Below are 24499 nucleotides of genomic sequence, written 5' to 3' on the forward strand. Positions count from 1 at the left end.
CTAAGCATCCCGATTCGGCGAGGGCGGCACGGACAGGTCGATGAACACGCGATTGTCTTTGGGGGCCGGCGTCTTCCCGTAGACCTTGTAGGTCATGCAGCCGCCTTGGCAGACCTGCTTGATGTGCGCCTCACACGTGACGCACTCGGGGAAGGACGGCTGCTGTTTGAGCTGTCGGTCGTGTTCGCGATGCCGTTCGATGGTCTGCGCCAGTTGCTCGGCGTCGGCCGGCCGCGGCGCGGTGTAGACCGGCATCGCGGTGCAGTAGCTGACCCGTCCGTCCACGTGGAAATAGGCGAACGGCTGGCAGCGGCGGATCAACGCGAACCGCTCGCCGTACTCCTTCAAGAAGTCCGGTTCGAAGATGCACAGTGGGATCGGCAGGTCGGGCGAGGTCTTGACACCGCGTTCCACTGCGTGCAGCAGCATCCGCTGCACGACCGGGCCCAACTCCCGCATCTGCCCCAGTCCGAGGAACGGGGTGCCTCCGGAGGTCGGCGTGGCGAAGATCCAGGTCAGTGCCGCGCCGTGGTCGGCCGCCAGATCGACGAGTTCGATGAGCGGGAAGTCGGGCCCGTCGATCACCCCATTGATGGAGGTCTCGCACTTGGTGCCCATCGTCCGTAGGTTGTCCTCCCAGCGCGAGCGCAGCCACTTGAACTTGTCGAAGAGCAACTCGTCGTAATGGAAGACGATTCTCCGCACAGCGGGGCTGGCCAGCATCATGTCGCGGCGCTTGGCATTGAAACCGCCGTTGGTGTAGATCGTGGTGGTCCAGTTGCGGCGCTCGATCTCGGCCAGGTACTGGTCGAGCTGCGAAATCACGGTCGGCTCCCCGCCGACCAGATACACCTCGGGGAAGTCCGACACTTCCTGGAGCCGGTCGAGGATCTCGCGGAACAACTCGATGGGCATGGTGTGCGACTCGGTCTTCTGGTCACGCGCGTAGCAGTACGTGCAGACGTCGGTGTTGCACAGTGAGGTGATGGAGATGTAGGCCCCCTTGTACGTTCGAACACGGCCGGTCTTCACCGGTGTAGTCGAGGCATCGGGGCCATGGGATGTGAATCGATAGTCGCTGACCTGGTTTTGCATCATGTGATACCTCCCGAACGAGTTCGTCCGAAGCCGCGTGTCAGCGGCTTTCCATCCAGTCGGATAGGCGCTCCGCTGCCGGCGCCGTCCAGTGCAAGCCGCGATCGAGCACCGCGTACTCGCTGACGGTGAACCCGCCGAAAAAGCGCGTGCAGGTGTTGTATACCTGCTGGGCCTCGAAAGCCCGGCAGGAGAAAATGTCGAGGAAGAGCTCGCGGCGATTCGGATAGGTGTGCACGGCCGCGTGCGACTCGTAGAGGATTACTACCGCCGAATAACCGTAGTGATCGTCGTCTCCGCTTTCCGCTGCGGCGTGCGGGCCTTCCAGGATCCGCATATCGATCGCGTGCACCAGGGCGACCAGGAAATCGGAGAGAAGAGTGGCGTCATCGAGCGCATCCACCCGTTCTATGTCGCACAGCCTGAGCATCAGATGCTGCCCGTAACTGCGCGCCTGCGTGTCGATGGAGGTCATAGCCTCGTCTTCGAGCGACTTCGCAGCTGGCGATCGCTTGTCACAGTGGCTCCCTTCGGCGAATATCCTTGTTCTGAAAGCCCTTGCGGGCAGCCCGGTCACCGGCAGCCGGGCAGAGCCCCGTACCGATACCGCGCCATGGGTAGAGCAAAAACCACGCCGCGCCCTCATGGAGTGACGGTGAAGTCGGCGCCGGTGAGACGGCGCCCGGCCCTGGTGCCACCTGATGCGCGCGGCCATATCGACTGCGAGAACGCTTCCCGAGCAGAAGCCCAGGCCAGCAACGATATTCATCCCGGAGCTCGGGGGGAGATGCCACCACGCGGCAAAGGCATCATGGGGGCCGTTCATCGCGACCTCGGCCCGCGGTCGAGTGTAGTGCCACAAGGACAACGGAGCTGGACGTGGTCGCGAAAGCCGGCTTCTCCGCGCGAGGTGAGATCGAAGTCGAAGGCCGACGCGCTCCGTCCGACATCACCGATGTGGAGCGGAGACCGTCCTGCTGCCGTCATGTCGAATCCCACTGTGCGCCTTTGCCTTTAATAACCGTATACACGGTAAGCGCACAGCGGATTCGACGTACTCCCATTGGCGGGAAGGCGAAAAAAGACAGCAGCGTCAACGGCACGCGAACCCCGGATCCGGCACGAATCGCGTCATTACCCTTCTCGAATGCGAATGGGCGCTTGATAGTTCACCATGTCGACGACGTTGCGATCTTGGACCGTTTCGCACTCCCACTTCCTCACCGGGCTGGCTCCTGATCGAGACCATCAGTGCGACAGGCACTTTGGTGCGCATGGATGCCAGAACCCGAGATGAGTCAGCGGCGGGTCCAAGTGCGGGTCGTCATCGCGGCGGGTCCACAGTTGCTACCGGCAGCGACTGTCCGGTGCCACGATCACCGGTCGAGAGGTGGTGATCCAGGGGCGGAGTTCGGCGGCTGTTCAGTGATAACAATGATTGCGGCAGAATGACTTTCGTTGATCCGCTGCCTGGCGTCGACGTGCTCGATACGCTTGCATCAGACCGCGACTCCTGTCGTTGCAATTCGATCGATGTTTGTCGTAACTGGTTGTGCCGCATGATGTCTGGTCGTGATCGATGATCGGTCACAACGTCCGGTCCGTACGCAAACACTGTGGTGGAACTTCGCTCGAATTATCGTTTGCTGGAGCTGTTCGAAGGTGCCCGGCGTTGTTCCCGCTGCGCCTCCGCACACGCGGCCGGGCTGATGTCGACACCGACACCGCGCCCTCCGTCGACCTGGCACGCGTCGATCAGGAAATGCGCGTTGCCGCAACCGATGTCGACGATCGACTCGAACTCGATCTCGCCGAGGATGGGGCAGCACCTCCGGCCGCAGATCCCGTTCACCGACCAGCGCCGTGCCGACCGCTACCCCACCGCACGTCCCGGTCGATATCCGAACCGAACGTCCGCCGACCGGTGAGCAAGTCGCCGAAGCGGTGCAGAGCGTCGCCGTGGCCGCCGGACGGCCAGATCAACAAATCTCCACTGGGACTATCGGTTCCGCACATCGACGACGGTTTGCCGACCGGGTACAGGTCTTGCGCACATGCCCGTTCGGAAATCGTCGGGCTGAGGGCGAAGGTATCGCGACAACGGCAACAAGCGGACACGGGGAGCCGGATGTGGCGCGGCAGGCTGATCTACAACGGTGTGCTGCTCGCGGCATTCGTCGCGAAGCTATCTGGTGTGGGACATCTTCGTCGCCACGATCGTCCTGGTGGCCGCAGTCAGCCTCGAGGTGCTGACACCTTGATCGGTGCTACCGTCAGTCAGTCGCGCGGCCCTGGTGACCGGGAGGGCGGCGTCGCCGAGTGAACTCTTCACCACGGTGCCCGGTGTGATGCCCGGAGTCTGTTCCCAGGCACCGGATTCCGTGAGCCACAGTGGGCCGGGCAGCGGGTCGCCGAGCTGCATGCCGCCGAATCTCAGCAGGTGCCTCTTCACCTCGTGCAACACCAGTCGCCCCAACAAAACAGGCACCGTGGCTAAATGCCACCGCGTCAAACCGGGCGGCGCCGCTGAAGATCACTCAGCAGGCTCGCCGCCAACGCCCGCCCCGCGGCGACCTCGTCGGCCAGCTCGGCTTCGGTATAGGCGTGCACCGTGAGATACACACACCCACCCGGAACAGCCGCGCCTCCGCCCGCGCGAGCTGGCGGCGTAGCCGGGTAGCGGCGGTGACCGGGTCGACGGGATCGATGTGCACGGCGACCTCGACCCGACCGGGATGCGACAACAGCGGCGCGAGCCTCCAGCGGTGGGCACCGAGGGGCATCACCGACCGCGCCGCACGAACCCGTCCACGACCACCGGTTCCGACGGCATTGTCGGCGCAGGCGTTGCGGTTACCGCAGGCGGTCACCAACAGCAGTAGTGGCGGTGTTGGGGTGATCGACCTGGGTCAGATGGGCTCGCTGTCGTCGCGGTCGCGGGCACCCGCAACCTCGCACTACGCACCCCGGCCGAACAAGACAGCCTCGTCGGGCAACTCGCGGGCTGGCTACACGCCCTGCGCCAACCCGTCCAGATCCTCATCCGCTCAGCCCGCCTGGACCTCAGCAGCCTGCACACCGCCGCCCAGGACATGTCCCCGGACCCGGACCCGGACCCGGCCGCCCACAACCACGACCACGCCAACCACCTCGCCGAACTGGCCGCCGGGGAGAACCTCACCCGCCGCCAGGTGCTGCTGGTGTGGCGAGAGCCCCTCGACAATCCCGTCGTCGCGACCGCCCGCGCGTTGGATTGCGCGGGCTACTCGGAGGTGGTCGGGCTCGGCGGGGGCTGTCGGCCGCCGAGCGTCGTGGTGCCGAGTCGCGGCTGTTACGCCGCATGAACGAGGCCGCCGACGCGCTCGCCCCGTTGAGGGTGACGGTCACCGCGCTCGATGCCGTGCAGGCCACCGCTGTTCTGACCAGCTGCGCCAACCCCGAGAGTCTTGTATCGGCCGCCGCCGACGTCGCACCGCGCGCCGCCATCATCATCACCGCCGCCGGATTCGCCGATACCGACGCCGACGCCGATCCCGACTCCTTCCCGTCCGATCCGTTCGCGCCCGAGGGCGGGGCGGGGTTCGCGCCGGAGCCGCTGACGATCGGCACCCGCCACCTCGAGATCGGGTCCGATTGGGCGGCGACTGTCGCGGTCACCGGATGTGCGGCGGTGGCCAGGAACACCAGCAGCGCTACCACGGCCCGGGTCGCGATCCACACCGAGTACAGGACGGCGGTCCCGACCCGGTGACATTCGTGATCCTGGGTGAGCGGGCCGCGCGTGACGCACTCGGCAGACGAGCATTCGATGCCGCCCTTCACGACGGTGCCTCACTGGATCTCGACGCCGCGATTGGTTACGCCTTGGGCGAGCAACCGCGGGCTGCGACTCGCGGTCCGGGATTGTCGGCGGAGCTGAACACTCGGGAGAGAGAAGTTGCAGACCTCATTGCCGACGGGCTGACCAACAAGTCCATCGCCGCCCGGCTGAGCATCTCCCACCGCACCGCTGATAGACACGTCGAACACATCCTGGTCAAACTCGGATTCACCAAGCGCGCCCAGATCGCTGCCTGGGTCGCTGCCGGAGCAGATCCACAAAATCGAGCACGCTCGAGTTGACTCGCCAACTGGTAGCTACGCGAAACCGATCCCGAACAAAGTTGACCCGTCGAATTATTTGAGTGGCAGCGGCGCCGCTTCAGTGAACGACAGCCTGGCTCGCCGACGTCATCGTGGAGTGGAGTAGCTGATCCCGGGCCCTCGCTGAACGTCGGCACTTTCGTGCGCCTTCGACAGCGCCGCCCAGCCCTTCGGGTGATCGACACTTGCGTGACCATTCGATGCTTTTCGCTGCCGTTGGAGTGACCGCTGCCATCGGTGACGAGGCTGACATAGAAGTCCATACGGTGCGGCGATTCGAAGGACGTTGCGGCGGCGCCCTCTCCCACCTTTAAGCAAATCAGCGGCTCCGCCGCATCGCCCAAAGACCACTACATCGCCTACGACATTCGAGACCGGCTCTGGCACCGGAGCCGCCGTAAAGAGACTCCGGTGCCACGCCCATATGCAGACTGGAGCGGCTGCCAGGGTCGGGTCAGGTACCGATGGGATGGGTGCTGCCGTATCCGGTGCGGACGGCGGCTTGCACGACATCTTGCAGCTGCGCGTCAGTGAGCGGTCGCGGCGCTCCGACCGCGGCCGCGTCCAGGTATATCCGGCTCGACCACTCGAGCAGGACGGCGTTGTCGAGCGCGGTCTCCAGCGAGTCGCCGACGGTGACCGACCCGTGGTTGGCCAGGATCGCGGCGTTCTTCTGCCGCAGCGCCGCCAGCGTCGAGGAGGCCAGCTCCTCGCTGCCGAACGCTGCGAACGGCACTACGGGCACCGCCCCACCGAGTAGCAGCTGTTGATAGTGGATCACGGGCAGCTCGGATGCGATGAGTGATACCGAAATCGCTGCGGGAGAATGAGTATGGACGACTGCTAGCTGGTGCGAGGAGCGGTAGACGCCGAGGTGGATTTCGATCTCCGAGGTCGGCCGCAGATGTCCGGCATGGTGGTTGCCGTCCAGATCGACCACCGTCACATCATCCGCGGTGGCCTCGGCGAGGGCGATTCCGGAGGCCGTGACGGCGACCAGGTCGCCGACGCGTGCGCTGACGTTACCCGCCGTACCGAGTACGAAATCGTGTCCCGCGAGTTGCCTGCTGGCCTCGGCAACTGCGGCTCGCACCTGCTGTATGTCCTTGCTGATCATTTGCTCATCTCCTGCTCCCTGTCGATGATGAACTGCTGCACGGTGTCAAGGGTGAAGCTGCCGAAGTTGCTGCCGAGTCCCTGCGCGACCTGGGCTGCGGTGGCATGACCCAAACGGGCTGCCTGCCGGGGTTCCTGACCGAGGGAGATCCCGCGCAAGAATCCGGCCGAGAACGAGTCGCCACAACCGCTGGTGTCGACGACGTCGACCGGGTAGGCAGAGACCTCGATGGTGCCGTCGGCGGTGGCGATCACGGTCGGGTTGGGCCCCGCGGTGGCGACGACGCAGCGAGCCCCGCGCTCGACGAGCTTGCGGCATCCCTCATGCAGCGTCGGAGCCCCGGTCCATCCGATCACCTGTTCGTCGTTGGGTAACAGGTAGTCGATCTCGGGTAGCGCCGCTTGGATGTAGTCCAAGGTCCCGGGAAAGCCGGGAGACAGGCTGTCGGCTGCGGTGACTGCCCCACCCTCGCGGGCGCGGCGCAGGATCTGCGCGGCGAGTTCTCCACCGTAGAATTCGACTCCGCCGAGGTAGACGATGTCGGCGTCATCGATGGCCTCCCACGGGATGTGTTGGGCCAGATACTGATTCGTGCCGATTACATGGAAGGCCGGACGTCCGCCATCCGGGCGGATCGGTAGGACCGATGCCGAGGTGGGCATTCCCGGCATACGGTGCAGCAGCGTGGTGTCGACGCCGTCGGATTGCAGCAGCATCGCCAGCATAGTTCCACTGGGGTCGTCGCCGATCACACCGGCCGTGCGCACCTGGGCGCCCAGCTTGGACAGGACCATGGCTGCCGCCGCCGCGGTACCCGCAGGGCTGATGGCGATCTGTTCGACCAGAGTGGCGCCCTGCCCTGGGGGGAGCGCCTCGACTGGTCGCACGAGGGTGTCCAGGACATGTGCTCCGATGGTGAGCGCTCGGACTTGTGCGTCGTTGCCTGTCATCGCGAACCTTTCGTGTTGGAGCTGCCACCCGCGGTGGTGGCCGGGGGACGGGATGTGGTCGGCCGCATGGTCGACAGCAGTCGGACCAGCCACCGGCCGAACGGGCTGTAGGGCGGTTCGATCAGGCGGGTGAGGTCCGGATGGAGTGGCTTGTCGAACACTGCCTTGTCGTGGCTGAACGTCGCGATCGAACGTTCACCGTGGTATGCGCCCATACCGCTGGGGCCGACACCGCCGAAGGGCAGCCCCGGTACCGCGGGATGCAGGATGGTGGTGCCGGAAACGATCGCGCCGGAACTGGTGGATTGCCGAAACCGGCGCCGCGTCGATGCCGATCCGGTGAAGACATACAGCGCCAAGGGTTTGTCACGCTCGTTGATGAAAGTGATTGCCGCGTCTGCGTCGGCGACCTCCACTATCGGCAGGATCGGCCCGAAGATCTCCTGCCGCATGATCGGGGAGTTCGGGTCGACGCCGCTCAGCACCGTCGGAGCGAGGTAGCGAGTGCCTTCGTCGACCTTCCCGCCCGCCACGACGGTGCCGTCGTCGAGAAACGCCCTTAACCGGGTGAGGTGGTCGCTGGAGACGATGCGCGCGTAATCGGGGCTTCGCTGGGGGTCGGCGCCGAACAGGTGGGTGATCGCCGAGCTGAGCGCGGCTTCGAGCGCGGGCCGGTTCCGCGGGGTGGTGAGGACGTAGTCCGGTGCGACACAGGTCTGTCCGGCATTGACGAACTTGCCCCACGCGATCCTGCGTGCGGCGACCTCGAGGTCGGCGTCCTCGTCGACCCATACCGGCGATTTGCCGCCGAGTTCGAGGGTCACCGGCGTCAGGTTCGCCGCCGCCGCCTCGAGGATGATCCGGCCGACCCGACCGCTGCCAGTGAAGAAGATGTGGTCGAAGCGTTCGCCCAGTAGCGCTTTCGTGGCGTCCACGCCCCCTTCGACCACCCGGACCGCCCGCTGATCGAGATAGCGAGGGACGAGCGTGGCCAGCGCTCGCGAGGTAGCCGGGGCCAGTTCACTGGGACGGAGGACAACGGTGTTACCCGCTGCCAGCGCGCCGACGAGCGGGCCCAGGATCAGCTGGAGGGGATAGTTCCAGGGCGCTATGACAAGCACCACGCCCAGCGGCTCGCGCACTACTCGGGCTTTGGCGGGCTTTAGCTTGGCCGGCACGTGCACGCGATGAGGACGCAGCCACCGTCGAAGGTTTGCCAGGGTGTGATCAATCTCCCCGACGACCACACCGATCTCGGTCATGAGCGCTTCGGTCGCGCTCTTGTGCAGGTCCTCGCGCAGCGCGGCGGTGAGAGCGTCTTCGTTGTCGAGCAGCAGCCGCCTTAGCCCGCGAAGCTGGTCGCGGCGCCATCCGTGTGGCCGAGTTACCCCGTGCTGGAATGTGTTTCGGAGTTCGGCGACCGGTGTTGTCATTGCTTCTCCGCCTCATCGGAGCGTTGCTGGATGCGCAGCATCTGACCGAGGACTGCGCGCCGCGCACGAGCAGGCAGGAGACGTCCGAACCCCACCAACGTGGCGAGCGGCCAAGGGAACGAATACGATTCAGTTGCTCGGGTGACGGCGCGAAGCATGTGCCGCGCGGCGGTGTCCTCGTCGATCTCACCCGGAGCAGGCATGCCGTCGCCCACTGTGGCTTCGGTGCGGACGAAGCCGGGGAAGATGGCGACGAATCGAATTCCGCTCGCGGCGTACTCGATTCGATAGGCGTCGATCAGCACGCGCAGTGCGGCCTTGGCCGCGGAATACGGTCCTGCCAAAGGGATTGCGTACCATCCGGCCAAGGAGTTGGTGTGCGCGACCGTCCCGGTGCCGCGCTCGCGCATGTGTGTGAGTACGGGCACCAGATAGTTGACCGCGACATCGTAGTTGGTGCGCATATAGCCGGTGATCGCGTCAGCGGTGAGCGTGCTCAGGTCGAGCGCGGGCGCACCACCGGCATTGAGCAATACCAGGTCGATACGTCCGTATAGGCGGATGACCTGCTCGACAACATCGCGTGCCGCCGCGGCATCGGTTGCGTCCGCCGGGTGCGCGGAACACCGATGCCCCAGAGCCTGCTGTGCGGCGACGATTTGATCCAATAGCTCCGTCCGGCGCGCTGTGATGGCTACGACCGCTCCAGCTTCGGCAGCGAGTTCGGCGAAGCGGCGCCCAATGCCCGAAGACGCCCCCACCACCAAAACTATTTTGCCGGTGAGGTCAGTGCGCGGCATTGGATCGCTCGGAGAGGATGAGGGCTTCCAGGGCACGCATCGAGTTGTCGAACTCGGCTGTCATGACCTTCGACAGCACCCGGTGGACCAACCAGCCGAATGGTCGGGGACGCAGGTCATAGTGGAACTCATAGGTCATCGAGGTGGCACTGCCGTCGCCGATGGGCGCGAACCGGAAGACGTTGATGACGTCGCGGAGCGGAGCGAGCCCCTCGGCGGAATCAATGCGCGAGCTCATCGGCTCGAATGTTCGGACGGTCCAGGTCGGGCGGGAGACCAAGGGGCCTATGGATCGGACCCGCTCGGTGAAGACGTCACCTGGCTTGGCTTCCCCCGGGTGCGCGTTCACCTCCAGTACGTTGCTGACCCATTCGCCGAAGCGGCTGGAATTGCTTGTGACGCCCCACACCTCCTCGGGGCTGACCACGAGGTTGCGGTGGACGCTTATGACGAATCGTTCTGTCACGAGAGTGCTCCTTCTGCTTCGATGATTTCGGTGGCGACTTGTTCGCCCGAACGGACCGCGCCGTCCATGTATCCGTTCCAGTAGTCGGAGTGTTCGGCGCCAGCCCAGTGCACCCGGCCGAAAGGAACGTCACGCCAGGGGCCCAACTCCGTCAGGACTCCTGGAGCCAGCACCGATGTCGGACCGCCCCGGGTCCACTCCTCTGCCGTCCAGTCCTTTTCGATCACGCTCGACGGCTGCAGTGCCCGGGGGCCGACAACCGCGCTGAACGCGCGCAGGACCGCACCGCGGCGTTCCTTTGCCGGTTTCGGGGCCCAGCCGCGCCACTGGCGCCCGCCGACAAACCCCATCAGCACACCAGGCCCCCCATCGGGTGGGGAGTTGTCGAACATGGAGCAGACCGGGAATGTTGGGTCCCGGAACACTGCCTGACCGGACAGGCCCTGCTCTCGCCAGAACGGTTCGGTATAAACGGCCTCGACCTTCGCAAGCGTGCCGAAGGCCATCCGCTGGAATAACGCCTCCTGCACCGCGGGTAACAGTGGATTCCAGGTGATTCGCGTAGCGAGTAGCGGCGGAACGGCGACAACGACCCGTTTCGCCCGCCAACTGCCCTCGTCGGTGTGGACAGCCACCTGGCTCGCGGTTTGATCGATCGCTCGCACCGGGGCGCTCAGAGTGATCGCATCGCCGAGCGCTTCGGCGAGCAGAAGTGAAAGTCTTTGCGACCCACCGACGAACCGCGATTCCTGGGCACCACCGGAAACATTCGTGATCCGGGCCATCGCGGCCGGGGTGTGCTCGTTGCCCGCACCGGCGAAATACGAGAGGCCGAACAATGCCGAGGCGTCGCTCGCTGTTCCGCCGAACGCCGAACCGAGCAGGACGTTGAGCAGATCGAGTCCGCCATCGGAGATCGCGCCGCGCCGCGCCCACGTGGTCAGTGTTTCGGCGTCGAGTGCCCGAGCATTAGGCGCGCGCCACGGTTCCGCGAGGGGAATTGTTCGTGACAGCCGGTCCAGGCGTGCGATGAGTCTTCCGATATCAGGCAGTGCGGTCGCATCCGGCGGCACACCGTGACTGAACCGGCGCGCCTTTCCGTTTTTGACATATGTGTTCGCGCCACTGTCGTATGCGGGAAAGGTGTCCACGCCCAGCTCGGCGGCCAGTTTCAAGACATGGTCCTGGGTCGGCCCAACGAATTGACCGCCGGCTTCGACGATGTGGCCATCACCGATGTCGTGGTTGACAGTCCGCCCGCCGACACGATCGCGGGCTTCGAGCACATGGACATCGAGCCCCTGCGCGCGCATGGCACGAGCTGCTGTCAGCCCCGCCAGGCCCGCGCCGACCACGATGACGTCAGCATGGCTACTCATCGGCTCACCTGCGGGATCGCGGTCTGCTGAGTGGGTTCGTCGAAGAGGCTGCGACGGCAAGGCGCCATAGAAACTCCTGGGAAGAGGTTGTGCGGTCTGCGCTTTCGATCAGCGGCAACCGGAATCGGTCCCACGACACTAGCCGAACTCTGGCCAGATGGCCAGAGTTTGAAAATGTCGGTACCGTGCTCCTATGAGCAACGGACGACGGATGCACTATGCGAGGGGTCGCGAAAGGCGGGATGAGTTGATCAACGCCGCGATTGCGATCATCGCCGAGCGCGGCCTCGAACGCGTGACCTTCCGGGCGGTGGCCGACTATGCCGGTTACCCCGCTTCTACGACGAGCTACTTCTTCGCCTCGGTCGACGAGGTGATCGACGCCGCCATCACCCGCGTCGCCGAAACCATTACCGGCAAGGTCGTCGCGCTGTTGCGGACAGCCCATTCAGGCGCCATTACCCGCGAACAATTAGCGGACAGCATCATCGACCTGGTTTCCAATCAGGACAACAACGATTCCATCGCCCAGTTCGAGGCCTATCTCGCCGTCCGACGCCGAAGCGAGTTGAGTCAACCCGTTGAGCGCATCATGGGTGTGCTCGAGGATGCCACCAAACAGGCATTGGAGATCTTCGGTGTCACGGATCCGCACATTCCAGCCAAGCAGTTCAGTGCCCTTATTGATGGCTTCACGCTGCAGAAAATCGCACGGCCGGGCGATCCTGACATCGACTGGGCGATGCGCGACCTCATGTTGCGGGTCCTCGACTCTTACGTCGGTACATCAAGGGCTGTTACGGACGGGGCACCACGACTGAGTAGCTGAGGAGCCTACGGCGGAAGTTGAGGAAAGTTCGACGTTCGCTGCGCCCTGCGCCGAAGGCAGACCCGCATTGCCCCAGGTTGGCCGGACGACGCTCGCCTGGGTTGGCAGCCGCTGTGCCGCGGCTGTAGAGCGACGATCACCTGTTGATCGCCGCTCAGCTGACAGGCTGCTCGATCGCTCGGGTATCGCGATGGCGAATGAACGGGTCTATGGCCTATCGATCGCACGTTCTCCGGGACGTCGAGTCGAAGCCCCGGAAACGTGCGGTCCAGAATTATTCGACGGTGGCCGCCGCCTCGTCGATCATGGCCTCGGCCATCGCGACCGCGTCGGCCGGTTCGGGTCTAGCCGACGAGGCAGTGAAATGCTCTAAGACATAGGCGGTTTCACTATGGACCGAGAGATCCAGGCCCGTCGCCTCGCTCTCCTCATCGACTCGGATGCCGCCGACCATCTGCATAACCTTGGCGATGACGAAGGTCACCACAAAGGTGTAGGCGAGCACCGCCAGCGCAGCCGCTGTCTGCCGCCACAGCTGGTCGAAGCCGCCGCCGTAGAAGAGTCCGGCCACCGCATTCGGCGCCGACGGATCGGCCAGCAAGCCGATGAGCACAGTGCCGAGAATGCCTCCCGCCAAGTGAATTCCGACCACATCGAGCGAATCGTCGAAGCCGAAACGGTACTTCAGCGACACCGCGAAGCAGCACACCGCACCGCAGGCCGCGCCGACCACGAGTGCGCCCAGCGGCGACACCGCGCCGCAGGCGGGCGTGATGCCAACCAGTGCCGCGATGAGGCCGGAAGCCCCGCCGAGGGTGGTGGCGTGGCCCTCCTTCAGCTTCTCGACCGCCAGCCAAGCCAGAATGCCCGCACAGGAGGCGGCCAGGGTGTTGAGCACGACCACCGAAGCACTGTTGCCGGAGGACAGCGCGGAGCCGCCGTTGAAGCCGAACCAGCCGAAGAACAGAATCCCCGCACCCAGCATGGTGAGCGGAAGGCTGTGCGGCCGTGGTGAATTCGGAAAGACATGGCGCTTGCCGAGCACCAGCGCGAGCGCGAGTCCGGCCACGCCGGCATTGATGTGCACTGCGGTGCCGCCCGCGAAGTCGATGGCCTTCAGCTTGTTCGCGATCCAGCCGCCGTGCACCGACCCGTCCTTGGCGTCGAACGCGAAAACCCAATGGGCGACCGGGAAGTAGACCAGCAGCGCCCAGATGCCCGCGAAGATCATCCACGATCCGAACTTCATGCGGTCGGCCACCGCGCCGGCGATGAGCGCGACCGTCAGTGCGGCGAAAAGCAATTGGAACGCCGAGAAGATCGCGGGCGGCAGTCCGGGTGTCGTCGGTGCGTCGAGCAACTTGGAGGATCCGAAGTACTCCATCGGGTCGCCTAGCAAGCCGAGACCGCCCACGGAGTCCCCGAATGATGCCGAGTAGCCGACGACGATCCAGAGCACGCCCACCACCGCGAGCGCGCCGAAGACCATCATGGCCATATTCAGTGTGTTCTTGACGCTGACCATGCCGCCGTAGAACAGCGCCAGTCCCGCCACCATGATCGACACGGCCGCGAAGGCGGCGAGCATCCACGCGGTGTCGGCCGCAGCAACTGCTTGCTCCATTTTGCACCTGACCTAGTGATTCGCACCAAAACGCTGTTCATGACAAGAATCAGCGTTGCCTGTCAGTGAACATCTACTTTTATTTCACCCGCCAGCACTGCTGTGACAAATCTGTTAACTAGCCATCGACCAGCAGGCGCGGTTTCATAGTATGCAACAATGATTCATGACAGAAGACAAACTACGAAGCTGAGGTGGCACCAGCATGACCGACACCGCTGAGTTCCTGATCATCGGAGGCGGACTGGAAGGGCTTGCCATCGCCTTCTCGCTGGCCGAACGCGGCGCGACCGATGTGCTGGTGCTGGAGCGAAACACCCTGTGCTCCGGGATGACCGGAAAGTCCAGCGGCGTGGTCCGCTGCCACTACGGCGCACCGTCACTGGCCGCCATGTCGTGGTGGTCGGTGCCGTTCTTCGAGAACGCCCGCGAAATCCTCGGCGACGACCTGGGTTTTCGACAGTGCGGATATGTGGTCGGCGTCGGCCCGGAGAATGTGGACCCGCTGAAGGCGAATGTGGCCACACAGCAGAGCATCGGCATCGGCGTGGAGCTCATCGGTCCGGCCGAGATGGCCGAGCTGTGGCCCGGCCTCCGGCTGGAGGACTTCGCCGCCTTCGCCTATGAACCACGTGGCGGGCGGGGCGAGGCATACCTGACCGGAATGGCTTTCGCCACAGTCGCCCGCCAACGCGGAGTACGCATTCGGCAGCAGGCGGCCGTCGCCGAACTGGTCGAGAAGGCGGGCCGCGTCATCGGTGCGCGCCTGGACGACGGATCGGAAATACACGCCGGAACCGTCATCGTCGCAGCCGGACCGTGGACGCCTACTATCACCGCCACTGTAGACATAGACACCCCGGTGAAAGCCCAACGCGCCCAACTCGTTCTGATCGATCAAGGCGAGCCGTTACCCCAGGTCCCTGTGCTCTCGGATCTCGCGAGCCTGCAATACCTCTGCCGCGAACCCAATGGTGAACTGCTGGCCGGCAATAGCGATCACGCCGTGCCGGAGTACATAGACCCGGACGATTTCGTGAACCGCGCCGATGACTCCACCATCGAAAAGGTCATCGGCAGGCTGGATCACCGTCTGCCGCACATGCCCGATCCGCGTATCAGCGGCAGCTATGTCGGCGCCTACGACGTGACGCCCGACTACAACCCCATCATCGGCCCAGCTCCGATGCCGGGCCTGTTCCTGGCGACCGGTTTCTCCGGCCACGGTTTCAAGATCTCACCCGCCGTCGGCCGCCTGGTGGCGGATCTGCTGTTGACCGGCAGCACCGAGCTACCGAATGTCGACGCCGCCGACTTCCGCTACGAGCGGTTCGCCGAGGGCCGCCCACTGCTCAGCCAGCACCCGTATGCCGGTGCCAGCGAAATGCGCTGAACCCCAACCTATCCGATGTATCCCGCTGTTCCAGGAGCCGACATGGCGATAGACACCCCCGCCGCGACCGTCACGGCAATCACCACCCACCCCTCCCTCGCCGAGCAGGCCCAGGCCAGCGGCACCGCCTTCATCCTGGCAGTGTTCACCACGCTGTCCGGCAAACCCTGCGCCAAACTGGTTCCGGTGCAGGCGGTGGACCAACTCGCCGAGGACGGCGTGGGGTTCGCCGGATACGCCGCGGGCATGATCGGGCAGCAGCCCCGTGATCCGGATCTGATGGCATTCCCGGACCCGGCGACCTTCACGCCGATTCCGTTCGTCCGCCCTGGATTGGCGATGGTGCACTGCACGCCGCATGTGGAGGGCAAACCGTGGCCATTCGCGCCACGGGTCATCCTGCAGCGCACCCTTGCTCGCGCGGCCGAGCGCGGCTACACCGTGAATGTCGGCGCTGAGATCGAGTATTTCCTGGTCGAACGGACGTCGCGGGGGCTGGCCCCGGCCGATGTCGCCGATGTCAGCCTGCAGCCCTGTTACGACGCGCGCGACGTGACGCGCATGTACGACCATTTGGCCGAGGTATCGCAAGCCATGAACTCGTTGGGCTGGGGTAATTACGCCAGCGACCACGAGGACGCCAACGGACAGTTCGAGCAGAACTTCGACTACGCCGACGCGCTCACCACCGCCGACCGCGTGATCACCGCCCGCTATCTGCTCTCGGTGATCGCCGAAAAACGCGGCATGAAGGCCACTTTCATGCCCAAGCCGTTCACCGACCGCACCGGGTCGGGCATGCACATGCACCTGTCGCTGTGGTCGGATGACCGACCGCTTTTTCCGGATGCCACAGACCCACGCGGTCTCGGCCTTTCGCCGACCGCATACAGCTTCCTCGCGGGAATGCTCGACCACGCCTGCGCACTCCAAGGCGTTATCGCTCCAACAGTGAACTCGTACAAGCGAATCGGCGCGACCAACACGACCAGCGGTGCGACCTGGTCGCCACGCCATGCCACCTACGGCGGCAATGATCGCACTCATTACCTGCGTGTCCCGGACCCACACCGAGTCGAACTGCGCGGGGCCGATGGCTCCGCGAACCCCTACCTGGCGATGGCCGCCGCAATAGCCGCTGGTCTCGATGGGATCAAGCGGGAACTGGATCCCGGAGCACCCGGTGAACGTCAGGGCGACATGCTCCCGATGACGCTTGTACACGCCATGGACGCGCTGGAATCCGATCCAGTGCTCACCTCCGCTCTAGATATCGCCGGTCCCGGCGTCGCCGCCTACTTCGCGGACCGCAAGCGCGAGGAGTTCTTCGCCTGGCACAACACGGTCTCCGATTGGGAGATCGAGCACTATCTCACTGCTTTCTGAACTGTCGAAATCCTTTGGAGGACATCATGTGCGGCATTGTCGGCTTGCACTTGCGCGACCCCGCGCTTTATCCATGCCTTGGCGAACTGCTCACCGGCATGCTGGACCAGATGTGTGACCGTGGCCCCGACTCGGCCGGGATGGCAGTCTATGGCGATCCGGTGTGGTCACCGCCCGGCACCGCGACCGTCTCGCTCCTGGATTCCCCACTCTCCGCAGCCGAACTCGCCGAGCAGCTCACGGCGACCGCTGGCGCGCCGGTCACCGCGCTGGATCTCGATCCGACCGTGGTGCTGAATTCCGTTGCCACAGTGGATGAACTGGTCGCGGCGGCGCGGAAAGTGGCCCCGCACGCCCGCGTCATCGGCTCCGGTGCCGACCTCACCGTACTCAAGGGTGTCGGCAATCCGACCGCACTCGCGCACCGCTTCGGGCTGCCGTCCGCGCAGGGTTGGCAGGGTGTCGCACATACCCGCATGGCGACCGAATCCGCGGTCACCGCGGAAGGCTCACACCCCTTCTCGGTGGGCAACGGCCAGTGTCTGGTCCACAATGGCTCGTTCAGCAACCACATGAGCATCAAGCACGAATTGCAGCGCCGCGGTGTCGAATTCGACAGCGAGAACGACACCGAGGTCGGCGCGCGATTCGTCGCCGATCAGCTGGCGCAGTGCGCGGACCTGGAGAAAGCGCTGCTGTTGTTGAACGAGGTGTTCGACGGCTTTTACACGCTGCTGGTATCGACCAGCGATTCCTTTGCCGTGGTGCGCGATGCCATCGCCTGCAAGCCCGCGGTGATCGCCGAGACCGACCGCTGGGTGGCCATGGCGTCGGAGTATCGCGCCCTGGCGAATCTGCCCGGCGTCGAACAGGCCCGAATCTTCGAACCCGAGCCGGAAGAGGTGTACATATGGCGGCGATCGTGACCGAGCGCACCATCTTGGATGTAGCCGAAAAGGGCACGCGTGCGGTCAATTCCGCCCTGCTGGCCGCCGATGCTCCAGCGAGGGCGACCATCGCGAACCCGCGAGGCGCCCATGCATTGGCATGCGGACTGGACCGCGACACCGACGTTGTCATCGAAGGCCACGTCGGCTACTACTGCGCCGGTATGAATCAGCACGCCAACGTAACTGTCAACGGCAGCGCCGGGGTCGGCGTCGCGGAGAACATGATGTCCGGCATCGTGCGCGTGTGCGGCGACGCCTCCCAATCGGCGGGCGCGACCGCACACGGCGGCCTGCTGGTGATCGAGGGCAATGCCGGTGCGCGCTGTGGCATATCGATGAAAGGCGTGGACATCGTGGTCGGTGGCAGCATCGGCCACATGAGCGCCTTCATGGGCCAGGCCGGCCGCCTGGTCGTGCTGGGCGATGCCGGTGAAGCGCTGGGTGATTCGCTCTACGAAGCGCGCATTTACGTGCGCGGGAAGGTCGCATCGCTGGGCGCGGACTGCGTGCGCAAACCCATGCTCACCGAGCATCTGGATGAGCTGCGCGAACTGTTGTCGAGGGCCGGATTCGACGCCGACCCCGCGGAATTCACCCGTTATGGCTCGGCCCGCCAGCTCTATCACTTCCATGTCGACAATGCCGGAGCGTACTGAACCATGACCAATCCCGCCCTGCGCGAATCCGCGACCTTCGACCGCCGCGCCATCGCCGAGATCCAGCGCGCCGCCGATACCGGCATCTACGACATCCGCGGTTGGGGCGCAAAACGCGCGCTTCCACACTTCGACGACCTGCTGTTCCTGGGCGCGTCCATGTCGCGCTACCCCCTCGAAGGCTACCGCGAACGCTGCGACAGCGATGTGATACTCGGGGACCGCTACGCCAAACGTCCACTGCACCTGGATATCCCGATCACGATCGCCGGCATGAGCTTCGGCGCGCTGTCCGGCCCTGCCAAGGAAGCGCTGGGTCGCGGCGCGAGCGCGGTCGGCACCTCCACTACGACCGGCGACGGGGGCATGACACCGGAAGAACGTAGCCAGTCCAAACACCTTGTCTACCAGTACCTTCCGTCACGTTACGGTATGAACCCGGACGATCTCCGCAAGGCTGACGCCATCGAGGTCGTCCTCGGCCAGGGTGCGAAACCGGGTGGCGGTGGCATGCTGCTCGGCCAGAAGATCAGCGAACGCGTCGCCGGCATGCGCACCCTGCCCCAGGGCATCGACCAGCGCAGCGCCTGCCGCCACCCCGACTGGACCGGCCCCGACGACCTGGCCATCAAGATCCTGGAACTGCGCGAGATCACCCAGTGGGAAAAACCGATCTACATCAAGATCGGTGCGACGCGCACCTATTACGACGTGAAACTGGCCGTGAAGGCGGGCGCGGACGTCGTGGTGGTGGACGGCATGCAGGGCGGTACCGCCGCCACCCAGGACGTCTTCATCGAACACGTCGGCATCCCCACCCTGGCCGCCATCCCGCAGGCAGTCCAGGCGCTACAGGAACTCCGAGTGCATCGCAAGGTGCAGCTCATCGTCTCCGGTGGGATCCGCACGGGTGCGGATGTGGCCAAGGCCATGGCGCTGGGCGCGGATGCGGTCGCCATCGGCACCGCGGCCCTGATCGCCCTGGGCGACAACAGTCCTCGCTTCGCCGCCCAATACGAGGCGCTCGGCTCCGCGCCAGGTTTCTACGACGACTTCCAGGACGGTCGCGACCCCGCGGGCATCACGACCCAGGACCCGGACCTGGCATCTCGTCTCGATCCGATAGAAGGTGGCCGCCGACTGGCCAACTACCTGCGCGTGCTCACCATGGAGGCACAGACCCTGGCCCGCGCCTGCGGCAAATCCCATCTGCGCAATCTCGAACCCGAGGACCTGGTCGCACTGACCGTGGAGGCCGCCGCAATGGCACGAGTTCCGCTGGCGGGCACGAACTGGATTCCGGGGGAACGTGCATGAGCGAGAAAACTTCATCGGACGCACCGGTTTTCGACTCGCTCTGGGCGGAGATAGCAGATATCGGGCACCACACGGGCACCGGCGGATATCGTCGCTTCGCGTGGTCAGACGCCGATCTCACACTGCGCGAATGGTTTCGCGGCTGCGCGGCCGCCAGGTCGATGGATCTCGAGGAGGATCGTAACGGCAACCTGTGGGCCTGGTGGCTGCCCAACAATTGGATCGGCGATCCGAAGGGAGCCTTCGTCACCGGCTCCCACCTGGATTCCGTACCCGACGGCGGAGCTTTCGACGGCCCACTGGGCGTCGTATCCGCATTCTCAGCGGTGGATCTCCTGCGCGAGCGCGGCATCGAGCCTTCGCTACCGATTGCGGTGGTGTCGTTTTCGGACGAGGAGGGCGCGCGGTTCGGCGTCGCCTGTATCGGTTCGCAGCTGACCACCGGCATGCTGGCCCCCGAGCGCGCACTAGGGCTCCGCGATATCGACGGAATCACCCTCGCGGAGGCGCTGACCCGAGCCGGCCGTGACCCCCACCGACTCGGGCCCGACTCGACGCTCACCGATCGTGTGGGTGTCTTCGTCGAACTCCACATCGAACAGGGCAGAGCACTGGACCTGGTCGACCGTCCACTGGCCCTCGCCTCGGCGATCTGGCCGCACGGCCGCTGGGAATTCGATTTCACCGGCGAGGCCAACCATGCCGGCGCCACCCGCCTGATCGACCGCCACGACCCCATGCTCGCCTTCGCCGCCGCAGTCCAGACCGCTCGAGCCGAAGCATCGGCCTGCCACGCGGTCGCCACTTTCGGCAAGGTCCTGGTATCCCCCAACGGCACCAATGCGATCCCCTCCCGCGTCCGTGCCTGGCTGGACGCCCGCGCCGCCGACCAACCCACCCTCGACGCCCTGGTCGCCCGCATCACCGCCGCGGCCTACGCCGACGCCACCGTAGAGGGCATCGACCTGGCCGTCCACACCGAATCCGTCACGCCCATAGTGGATTTCCCGTCCGAGCTCCGAACCCGCCTGGCCCGGGCCCTATCTCACCTGGGCGAGATTCCGGTCTTCCCCACCGCGGCGGGCCATGATGCCGGCATCCTGTCCGACCGTGTCCCCACCGCAATGCTGTTCGTACGCAACCCGACCGGCGTCTCCCATTCACCAGCGGAGCACGCCGACACCGCCGACTGTCACCTCGGCACTGTGGCCTTGGCCGATGTCATGACGGCCTGGGTCACCTGATCCGCCTTTCATACCTCGACGTGCTTGTCTGGATAGGCGGTGACGGCCAGGAACCGAATGGGCAGACGGACCAGTTCGCTGGGCCCATGCGCGCCTTCACCGTCGAGGAGTAACGAATCACCCGGGCGCAGTGTGTATTCGGAATCACCGTGGCCATACACCATGACGCCCTCCAGCATGTAGAGCAGTTCGGTTCCGGCGTGCTGGAACAGGGGGAAGGTCTCGCTGGCCTCGGTGAGCGTGACCAATACGGGTTCGAGCCGCTTGTGCTGCCCGCGTAGCGCCCCCAGCAACTCGTAGTCATGTCCCACGCGGGTACCACGACCGACGATCGCGGACCCGTGCCCAGCCGGGGTGAACACCGCCTCGCGTGCGCTGTCCGCGCCCCGGAACAGCGATGTCACCGGCACATCCAGTCCGGCCGCCAATCGTGCCAGCGTCGACAGGCTGCACGACGTTTGCGCGTTCTCGATCTTCGACAACATCGCCTTGGAAATCCCCACCTTGGCTGCCATCTCCCCGACCGACAGACCGCTCGCCAACCGCAGCGCTCGCACCTGCCGCCCAATGACCCGCTCCAACTCAGCGCCGGTCGGCCCGCCGTGTGAAACCTCCCGCTGCACCGGCGCGGGATCGCCCGTATCGCGGTGTTCAGGTCTCGGCAGCACAATGTGATCTTAGCCTTGATCTGCTGATATGGTTTCTCGCTGGTCCGCACGGGTCAGCGTGTCTGTGGTGCGTGGAGTTCCGGGACTTTCAGTAGCCGGTAGTCGCTGGTCAGCCCCACCCTCCATTGCTGTTCCGGGCCCGTCGGGACGGTCTAGGTTGGTCGAGAGTGCGGCGCGGTGGTGTGTCACAACTGCCGCCAAGTGGTGCCCCACGGCCAGTGAACCGGCAAGTGCAGCACAGATTTTCGCTGCCGACGGGTGATCCCAGCAGGGCGGGCGACAATCGTGCGACGCAACGTGGTTGCACGTGCTCTACTCAGTTGCGGGTCAGCGAGCGCGCAACCGGGTGATCGTGGTGCAGTACGACGGCTGCGGCGGCAACCTGCGCACCCTGATACTCGAGCCCGCAGTGCCCGACGGTTCCGCGGGAGCGCCGGTTCAGCGCAACCTGCAGAAGCTCACCGACCGGATTCTCAGCGTCGCTTACTCGAGGCGTTAATGAATGCTGAAGCACTACAACGAGCCTGACGTCGTGCTCGAGAAGCTCGGGCTCACACCCGACGACATCGACTTCGGGACCTTTCGACTACCTGCACGTGCAGGATCACCAGTGATCCTCGGCTCGACATCTGTCGATAGAACTCGTTGACTTGGGCTTTTGTTCGTCTAGTTCTGTTCTGGTCGGACCGCCGCATCCTGTGTTTCTTCCGTGGGAGTGATGCCCCTGGACCTGATCGGGCCCTCCAGACGGCGGATCACCGGAAGCGCCAGTAAGAAAGCGGCCGCGGGTAGAAGATATGTGAATCGCAGATCTGCACCAGTCGCTACGATTCCCGCGAATACCGCACCCGTGACAGCGCCGCCGTAATTGAACAGATTTACGCGGGCAACGATTTCGTCGGTTCGTTCGGGTAGGAGTTCACCGGCGGCCGTGAACGCCAGGGGCACGAGAGCACCGGTTGCCACGCCGGAGAGACCGAAGCCCAAGATCGCGACCCAGACATGAGGTCCGAAGACAACAGCGAAACACGCAGCTGCAGCAGTGGTCGCAGCGAGAGTTCCGATGAGCCTCCTACCCCAGTAATTCGCGGCATCGTCGATCACGAGCCGGGTAACCAAGACGACCCCCAGGTAGGCGGCATAACCAACCGGCGCGGCAGCCGCGGTGGTAAGCAGCCCCTCCGAGAGGTAGATCGTGCTCCAACTCGACACCGACGCATCCAGCACGTAAACGACAAAAATCAACGAGCCAATCGCGAAGATCGCACGGTGCGGAAGCACGGCGGAGGACCTGCAGGTACTGGCCGATGTCGACGCTGTACCCCCAGGGGGTTGCGTGTCGAGTCGAAACCAACCCGAGATGGCGACGGCGAGTTGTACGAATGCGATGACCGTGACGAGCCTGATCGGCGACACGTGAAGTGCTGCGAAACCAGAGGAGGCCAGGGCCCCAAGAATTCCTGCGGCCGTGAATACGGAATAGAACCGACCGAGCAACAAGGTTTCGCCACGCGACTGAACTGCCACTCCCTGCATGTTCACGGCCGCATCGACCATGCCCACTCCGAGGCCGAACAGGGTCGCGGAGGCGAGGTAGATCGGGAGGTAGTGGGTCGTACTAGTGATGAGCATGGCCGCGAACTGGACTGCGAATCCAGCGCAGACCGCAGTTCTACTGTCCCAACGAACTGAGACCCTTTCCGCGAGCATCGATCCCAACGCAGCGCAGATGCAGACTGCGAGCAGCACCGCTGACACGCCGACATCGGATAAGCCGACACGCTCCTTGATGGCTGGCATGGCTGTGACCATGGCCGCGTAGCCCAGTCCCTGTGCACCGTACGCAACGGCCACCCCAACAACGGCGACCTTCGATCGTGCGTTCGTCACTCGAGTACCAACGTGTTCTTGGAGAACTCACGAACACGCTCGAGCGAGTAGCTCCCTGCGCCAGTACCGAGACCGCCGGCAACCTGGGCAGCGGTGGCGTAGCCCAATTCGCCGCTGCCCCAAAGGTCCGATTTGAGCGAGCGGCCGCGAAGAAATCCCGCTGAGAATGCATCGCCACGGCCAGACGTGTCGACCACATCGACGTCATAGGCGGGAACCTCGGCTACGTCGTTGTTCGTGACGACGATTGCGCCTTTCGAGTCCCGGGCGACAACGACGCAACCGACTCCGGCAGCGACGATTGTTTCAGCCCCATCAATCAATTCGGTTGTTTCGGTAAAACCCAGAACCGATGTAGTTGCCAACATACGTGACACGTTGTCGGCAGCATCCACGAGGATCGCTTCGCGCGCCACTCGCCTGGCAGCGCTCGCCACGACACTCAGATCTTCTTCTTGCATGCGGTGAGGTTAGGGATATACGAGCCGCGAATGTGGCCGACATCTCGTCCATGGCGTATTTGCCCCCCTCAGTGGCGCAGAATATGCCCACGTGGCGAACGAGGATCTCCATTGAACACCGAGGAATTGCAACGCTCTCCCACACGTTGGGTTCCCCGGGCAGTTCGTAGCGATCAGGCGGTGCGGGCACCACAAGGAATCGAAGGCGGAACCATCATCTGTCGGGCGACATGGCGATCACTCAGCCAGACTGCGAGTGAAACCAGTCGGCGTACCCTGCCCCTGCAGCATCCGATTCTCTGGGCCAGCTGCTTGTCAGCTTTCTCTGTGTGGTCTGACAGCGGCCAGTGAATACTGGCTCTGGCGCACTTTCGATGGTGGCGTGCTACTCGACCAGGAGGACGCGGCGGCGCAGAAGATCGAAGTTGGCTCTGCCGAACATTTGCCGCTTCAGCATTTCACGCGGTTCACGTTGCCTTCGACAGCACCGCTACTCCACTCCAGCGTGAGGCCGTTGCGAACTGCATCATAGTCTTTGAGCAGGCCATCGGCGAAACTCGCGAGTTGTTTGATGCCGCTGTCCTGGGCGGCGGCGATCCACGTGTCCAAGTGTTTGCCGCCGCGTTCACGGACCATGCCCGCGAAGTCGGCGACATGCTGGTTGACCAGCCGCAGCGTGTCACACCCGGTCAGAATCT

At 64.7% G+C, this 24499-nt stretch carries 24 protein-coding genes and 1 pseudogene; 11 read left to right on the forward strand and 14 right to left on the reverse strand.

All coding sequences use genetic code 11. The features are described from left to right. The 3 genes from NA5_RS33720 to NA5_RS33735 all read right to left on the reverse strand — a co-directional run bounded on the left by NA5_RS33720 (window position 1) and on the right by NA5_RS33735 (window position 3547). Entirely contained in the window at window positions 1-1098 is a 1098-nt protein-coding gene (locus NA5_RS33720; protein ID WP_062993079.1) for a radical SAM protein, read from the reverse strand. Window positions 1099-1135: 37 nt separating this feature from the next. Next, a complete protein-coding gene (locus tag NA5_RS41515; RefSeq protein WP_062993080.1) occupies window positions 1136-1570 on the reverse strand; it encodes an S-adenosylmethionine decarboxylase family protein in 435 nt (144 codons plus the stop codon). 1710 nt (window positions 1571-3280) lie between these two features. Further along, window positions 3281-3547 (reverse strand): hypothetical protein, encoded by a 267-nt coding sequence (locus NA5_RS33735; protein ID WP_157110788.1) that lies wholly within the window; start codon window positions 3545-3547, stop codon window positions 3281-3283. Between the two features lie 640 nt (window positions 3548-4187). Between NA5_RS33735 and NA5_RS42600 the strand changes: the two genes are divergently transcribed. The 3 genes from NA5_RS42600 to NA5_RS42610 are packed head-to-tail and all read left to right on the forward strand — an operon-like array spanning window position 4188 to window position 5217. After that, window positions 4188-4439: a hypothetical protein gene (locus NA5_RS42600; protein ID WP_062993083.1), complete on the forward strand. Its 252-nt coding sequence runs from the start codon at window positions 4188-4190 to the stop codon at window positions 4437-4439. Beyond that, window positions 4436-4846, forward strand: a complete 411-nt coding sequence (locus NA5_RS42605; protein WP_062993084.1) for a hypothetical protein — start codon at window positions 4436-4438, stop codon at window positions 4844-4846. Before NA5_RS42600 ends, NA5_RS42605 begins: the two co-directional genes overlap by 4 nt. Continuing rightward, window positions 4843-5217, forward strand: coding sequence for a helix-turn-helix transcriptional regulator (locus tag NA5_RS42610; RefSeq protein ID WP_062993085.1), 375 nt, complete (start codon window positions 4843-4845; stop codon window positions 5215-5217). The genes NA5_RS42605 and NA5_RS42610 overlap by 4 nt, the downstream gene beginning before the upstream one ends. A 475-nt stretch (window positions 5218-5692) precedes the next feature. Here the strand turns inward: NA5_RS42610 and NA5_RS33755 are convergent, their stop codons facing one another. Genes NA5_RS33755 through NA5_RS33780 form a run of 6 tightly spaced genes read right to left on the reverse strand, consistent with a single transcriptional unit; the run spans window position 5693 to window position 11383 of the window. Further along, window positions 5693-6355: a class II aldolase/adducin family protein gene (locus NA5_RS33755; protein WP_062993086.1), complete on the reverse strand. Its 663-nt coding sequence runs from the start codon at window positions 6353-6355 to the stop codon at window positions 5693-5695. After that, window positions 6352-7305: a carbohydrate kinase family protein gene (locus NA5_RS33760; protein ID WP_062993087.1), complete on the reverse strand. Its 954-nt coding sequence runs from the start codon at window positions 7303-7305 to the stop codon at window positions 6352-6354. The genes NA5_RS33755 and NA5_RS33760 overlap by 4 nt, the downstream gene beginning before the upstream one ends. Further along, complete coding sequence (locus NA5_RS33765) at window positions 7302-8738, reverse strand: aldehyde dehydrogenase family protein (protein ID WP_063813757.1); 1437 nt, start codon at window positions 8736-8738, stop codon at window positions 7302-7304. Before NA5_RS33765 ends, NA5_RS33760 begins: the two co-directional genes overlap by 4 nt. Continuing rightward, the gene (locus NA5_RS33770) at window positions 8735-9538 is read right to left on the reverse strand and encodes an SDR family NAD(P)-dependent oxidoreductase (protein WP_062993088.1); all 804 of its coding nucleotides are present in this window, start codon (window positions 9536-9538) and stop codon (window positions 8735-8737) included. The genes NA5_RS33765 and NA5_RS33770 overlap by 4 nt, the downstream gene beginning before the upstream one ends. After that, window positions 9525-10004 carry an SRPBCC family protein gene (locus NA5_RS33775; RefSeq protein WP_062993089.1) on the reverse strand — a complete coding sequence of 160 codons (480 nt, stop codon included), beginning with the start codon at window positions 10002-10004 and terminating at the stop codon, window positions 9525-9527. The genes NA5_RS33770 and NA5_RS33775 overlap by 14 nt, the downstream gene beginning before the upstream one ends. Next, the gene (locus NA5_RS33780; RefSeq protein WP_062993090.1) at window positions 10001-11383 is read right to left on the reverse strand and encodes a flavin monoamine oxidase family protein; all 1383 of its coding nucleotides are present in this window, start codon (window positions 11381-11383) and stop codon (window positions 10001-10003) included. The genes NA5_RS33775 and NA5_RS33780 overlap by 4 nt, the downstream gene beginning before the upstream one ends. Before the next feature lie 193 nt (window positions 11384-11576). On the opposite strand from NA5_RS33780, the gene NA5_RS33785 reads away from it, so the two are divergent. After that, on the forward strand, window positions 11577-12212 hold the full coding sequence (locus tag NA5_RS33785) for a TetR/AcrR family transcriptional regulator (protein WP_062993091.1): 636 nt from the start codon (window positions 11577-11579) through the stop codon (window positions 12210-12212). Between the two features lie 274 nt (window positions 12213-12486). Here the strand turns inward: NA5_RS33785 and NA5_RS33790 are convergent, their stop codons facing one another. Beyond that, the gene (locus NA5_RS33790; protein WP_062993092.1) at window positions 12487-13836 is read right to left on the reverse strand and encodes an ammonium transporter; all 1350 of its coding nucleotides are present in this window, start codon (window positions 13834-13836) and stop codon (window positions 12487-12489) included. 205 nt (window positions 13837-14041) lie between these two features. Here NA5_RS33790 and NA5_RS33795 point away from each other — a divergent pair, with 205 nt between their 5' ends. Genes NA5_RS33795 through NA5_RS33820 form a run of 6 tightly spaced genes read left to right on the forward strand, consistent with a single transcriptional unit; the run spans window position 14042 to window position 20782 of the window. After that, complete coding sequence (locus NA5_RS33795) at window positions 14042-15229, forward strand: NAD(P)/FAD-dependent oxidoreductase (RefSeq protein WP_062993093.1); 1188 nt, start codon at window positions 14042-14044, stop codon at window positions 15227-15229. A gap of 42 nt (window positions 15230-15271) precedes the next feature. Further along, window positions 15272-16615 carry a type III glutamate--ammonia ligase gene (gene glnT, locus NA5_RS33800; RefSeq protein ID WP_062993094.1) on the forward strand — a complete coding sequence of 448 codons (1344 nt, stop codon included), beginning with the start codon at window positions 15272-15274 and terminating at the stop codon, window positions 16613-16615. 26 nt (window positions 16616-16641) lie between these two features. Further along, window positions 16642-17541 (forward strand): class II glutamine amidotransferase, encoded by a 900-nt coding sequence (locus NA5_RS33805; RefSeq protein WP_062993095.1) that lies wholly within the window; start codon window positions 16642-16644, stop codon window positions 17539-17541. After that, window positions 17526-18221, forward strand: a complete 696-nt coding sequence (locus NA5_RS33810) for a GltB/FmdC/FwdC-like GXGXG domain-containing protein (protein WP_062993096.1) — start codon at window positions 17526-17528, stop codon at window positions 18219-18221. Before NA5_RS33805 ends, NA5_RS33810 begins: the two co-directional genes overlap by 16 nt. 3 nt (window positions 18222-18224) lie before the next feature. Beyond that, entirely contained in the window at window positions 18225-19538 is a 1314-nt protein-coding gene (locus NA5_RS33815) for an FMN-binding glutamate synthase family protein (RefSeq protein WP_062993097.1), read from the forward strand. Then, a complete protein-coding gene (locus NA5_RS33820; protein WP_062993098.1) occupies window positions 19535-20782 on the forward strand; it encodes an allantoate amidohydrolase in 1248 nt (415 codons plus the stop codon). Before NA5_RS33815 ends, NA5_RS33820 begins: the two co-directional genes overlap by 4 nt. A gap of 8 nt (window positions 20783-20790) precedes the next feature. On the opposite strand, the gene NA5_RS33825 is transcribed toward NA5_RS33820, so the two are convergent. Beyond that, a complete protein-coding gene (locus NA5_RS33825) occupies window positions 20791-21450 on the reverse strand; it encodes a helix-turn-helix domain-containing protein (RefSeq protein ID WP_157110789.1) in 660 nt (219 codons plus the stop codon). 307 nt (window positions 21451-21757) lie between these two features. Here NA5_RS33825 and NA5_RS33830 point away from each other — a divergent pair, with 307 nt between their 5' ends. Then, window positions 21758-21949, forward strand: coding sequence for a hypothetical protein (locus NA5_RS33830; RefSeq protein WP_062993099.1), 192 nt, complete (start codon window positions 21758-21760; stop codon window positions 21947-21949). A 167-nt stretch (window positions 21950-22116) separates the two neighbouring features. Here the strand turns inward: NA5_RS33830 and NA5_RS33835 are convergent, their stop codons facing one another. The 3 genes and pseudogenes from NA5_RS33835 to NA5_RS43535 form a co-directional block, all read right to left on the reverse strand. Beyond that, a complete protein-coding gene (locus NA5_RS33835; protein ID WP_157110790.1) occupies window positions 22117-23340 on the reverse strand; it encodes an MFS transporter in 1224 nt (407 codons plus the stop codon). Continuing rightward, window positions 23337-23801, reverse strand: a complete 465-nt coding sequence (locus NA5_RS33840; protein WP_084484636.1) for a PfkB family carbohydrate kinase — start codon at window positions 23799-23801, stop codon at window positions 23337-23339. Before NA5_RS33840 ends, NA5_RS33835 begins: the two co-directional genes overlap by 4 nt. A 516-nt stretch (window positions 23802-24317) precedes the next feature. Then, window positions 24318-24437 (reverse strand): annotated as a pseudogene (locus NA5_RS43535) (hypothetical protein); the annotation flags it as partial. Window positions 24438-24499 lie beyond the last annotated feature (62 nt).

This window comes from Nocardia anaemiae NBRC 100462 (assembly GCF_001612725.1).
GTDB classification, from domain to species: Bacteria; Actinomycetota; Actinomycetes; order Mycobacteriales; family Mycobacteriaceae; genus Nocardia; species Nocardia anaemiae.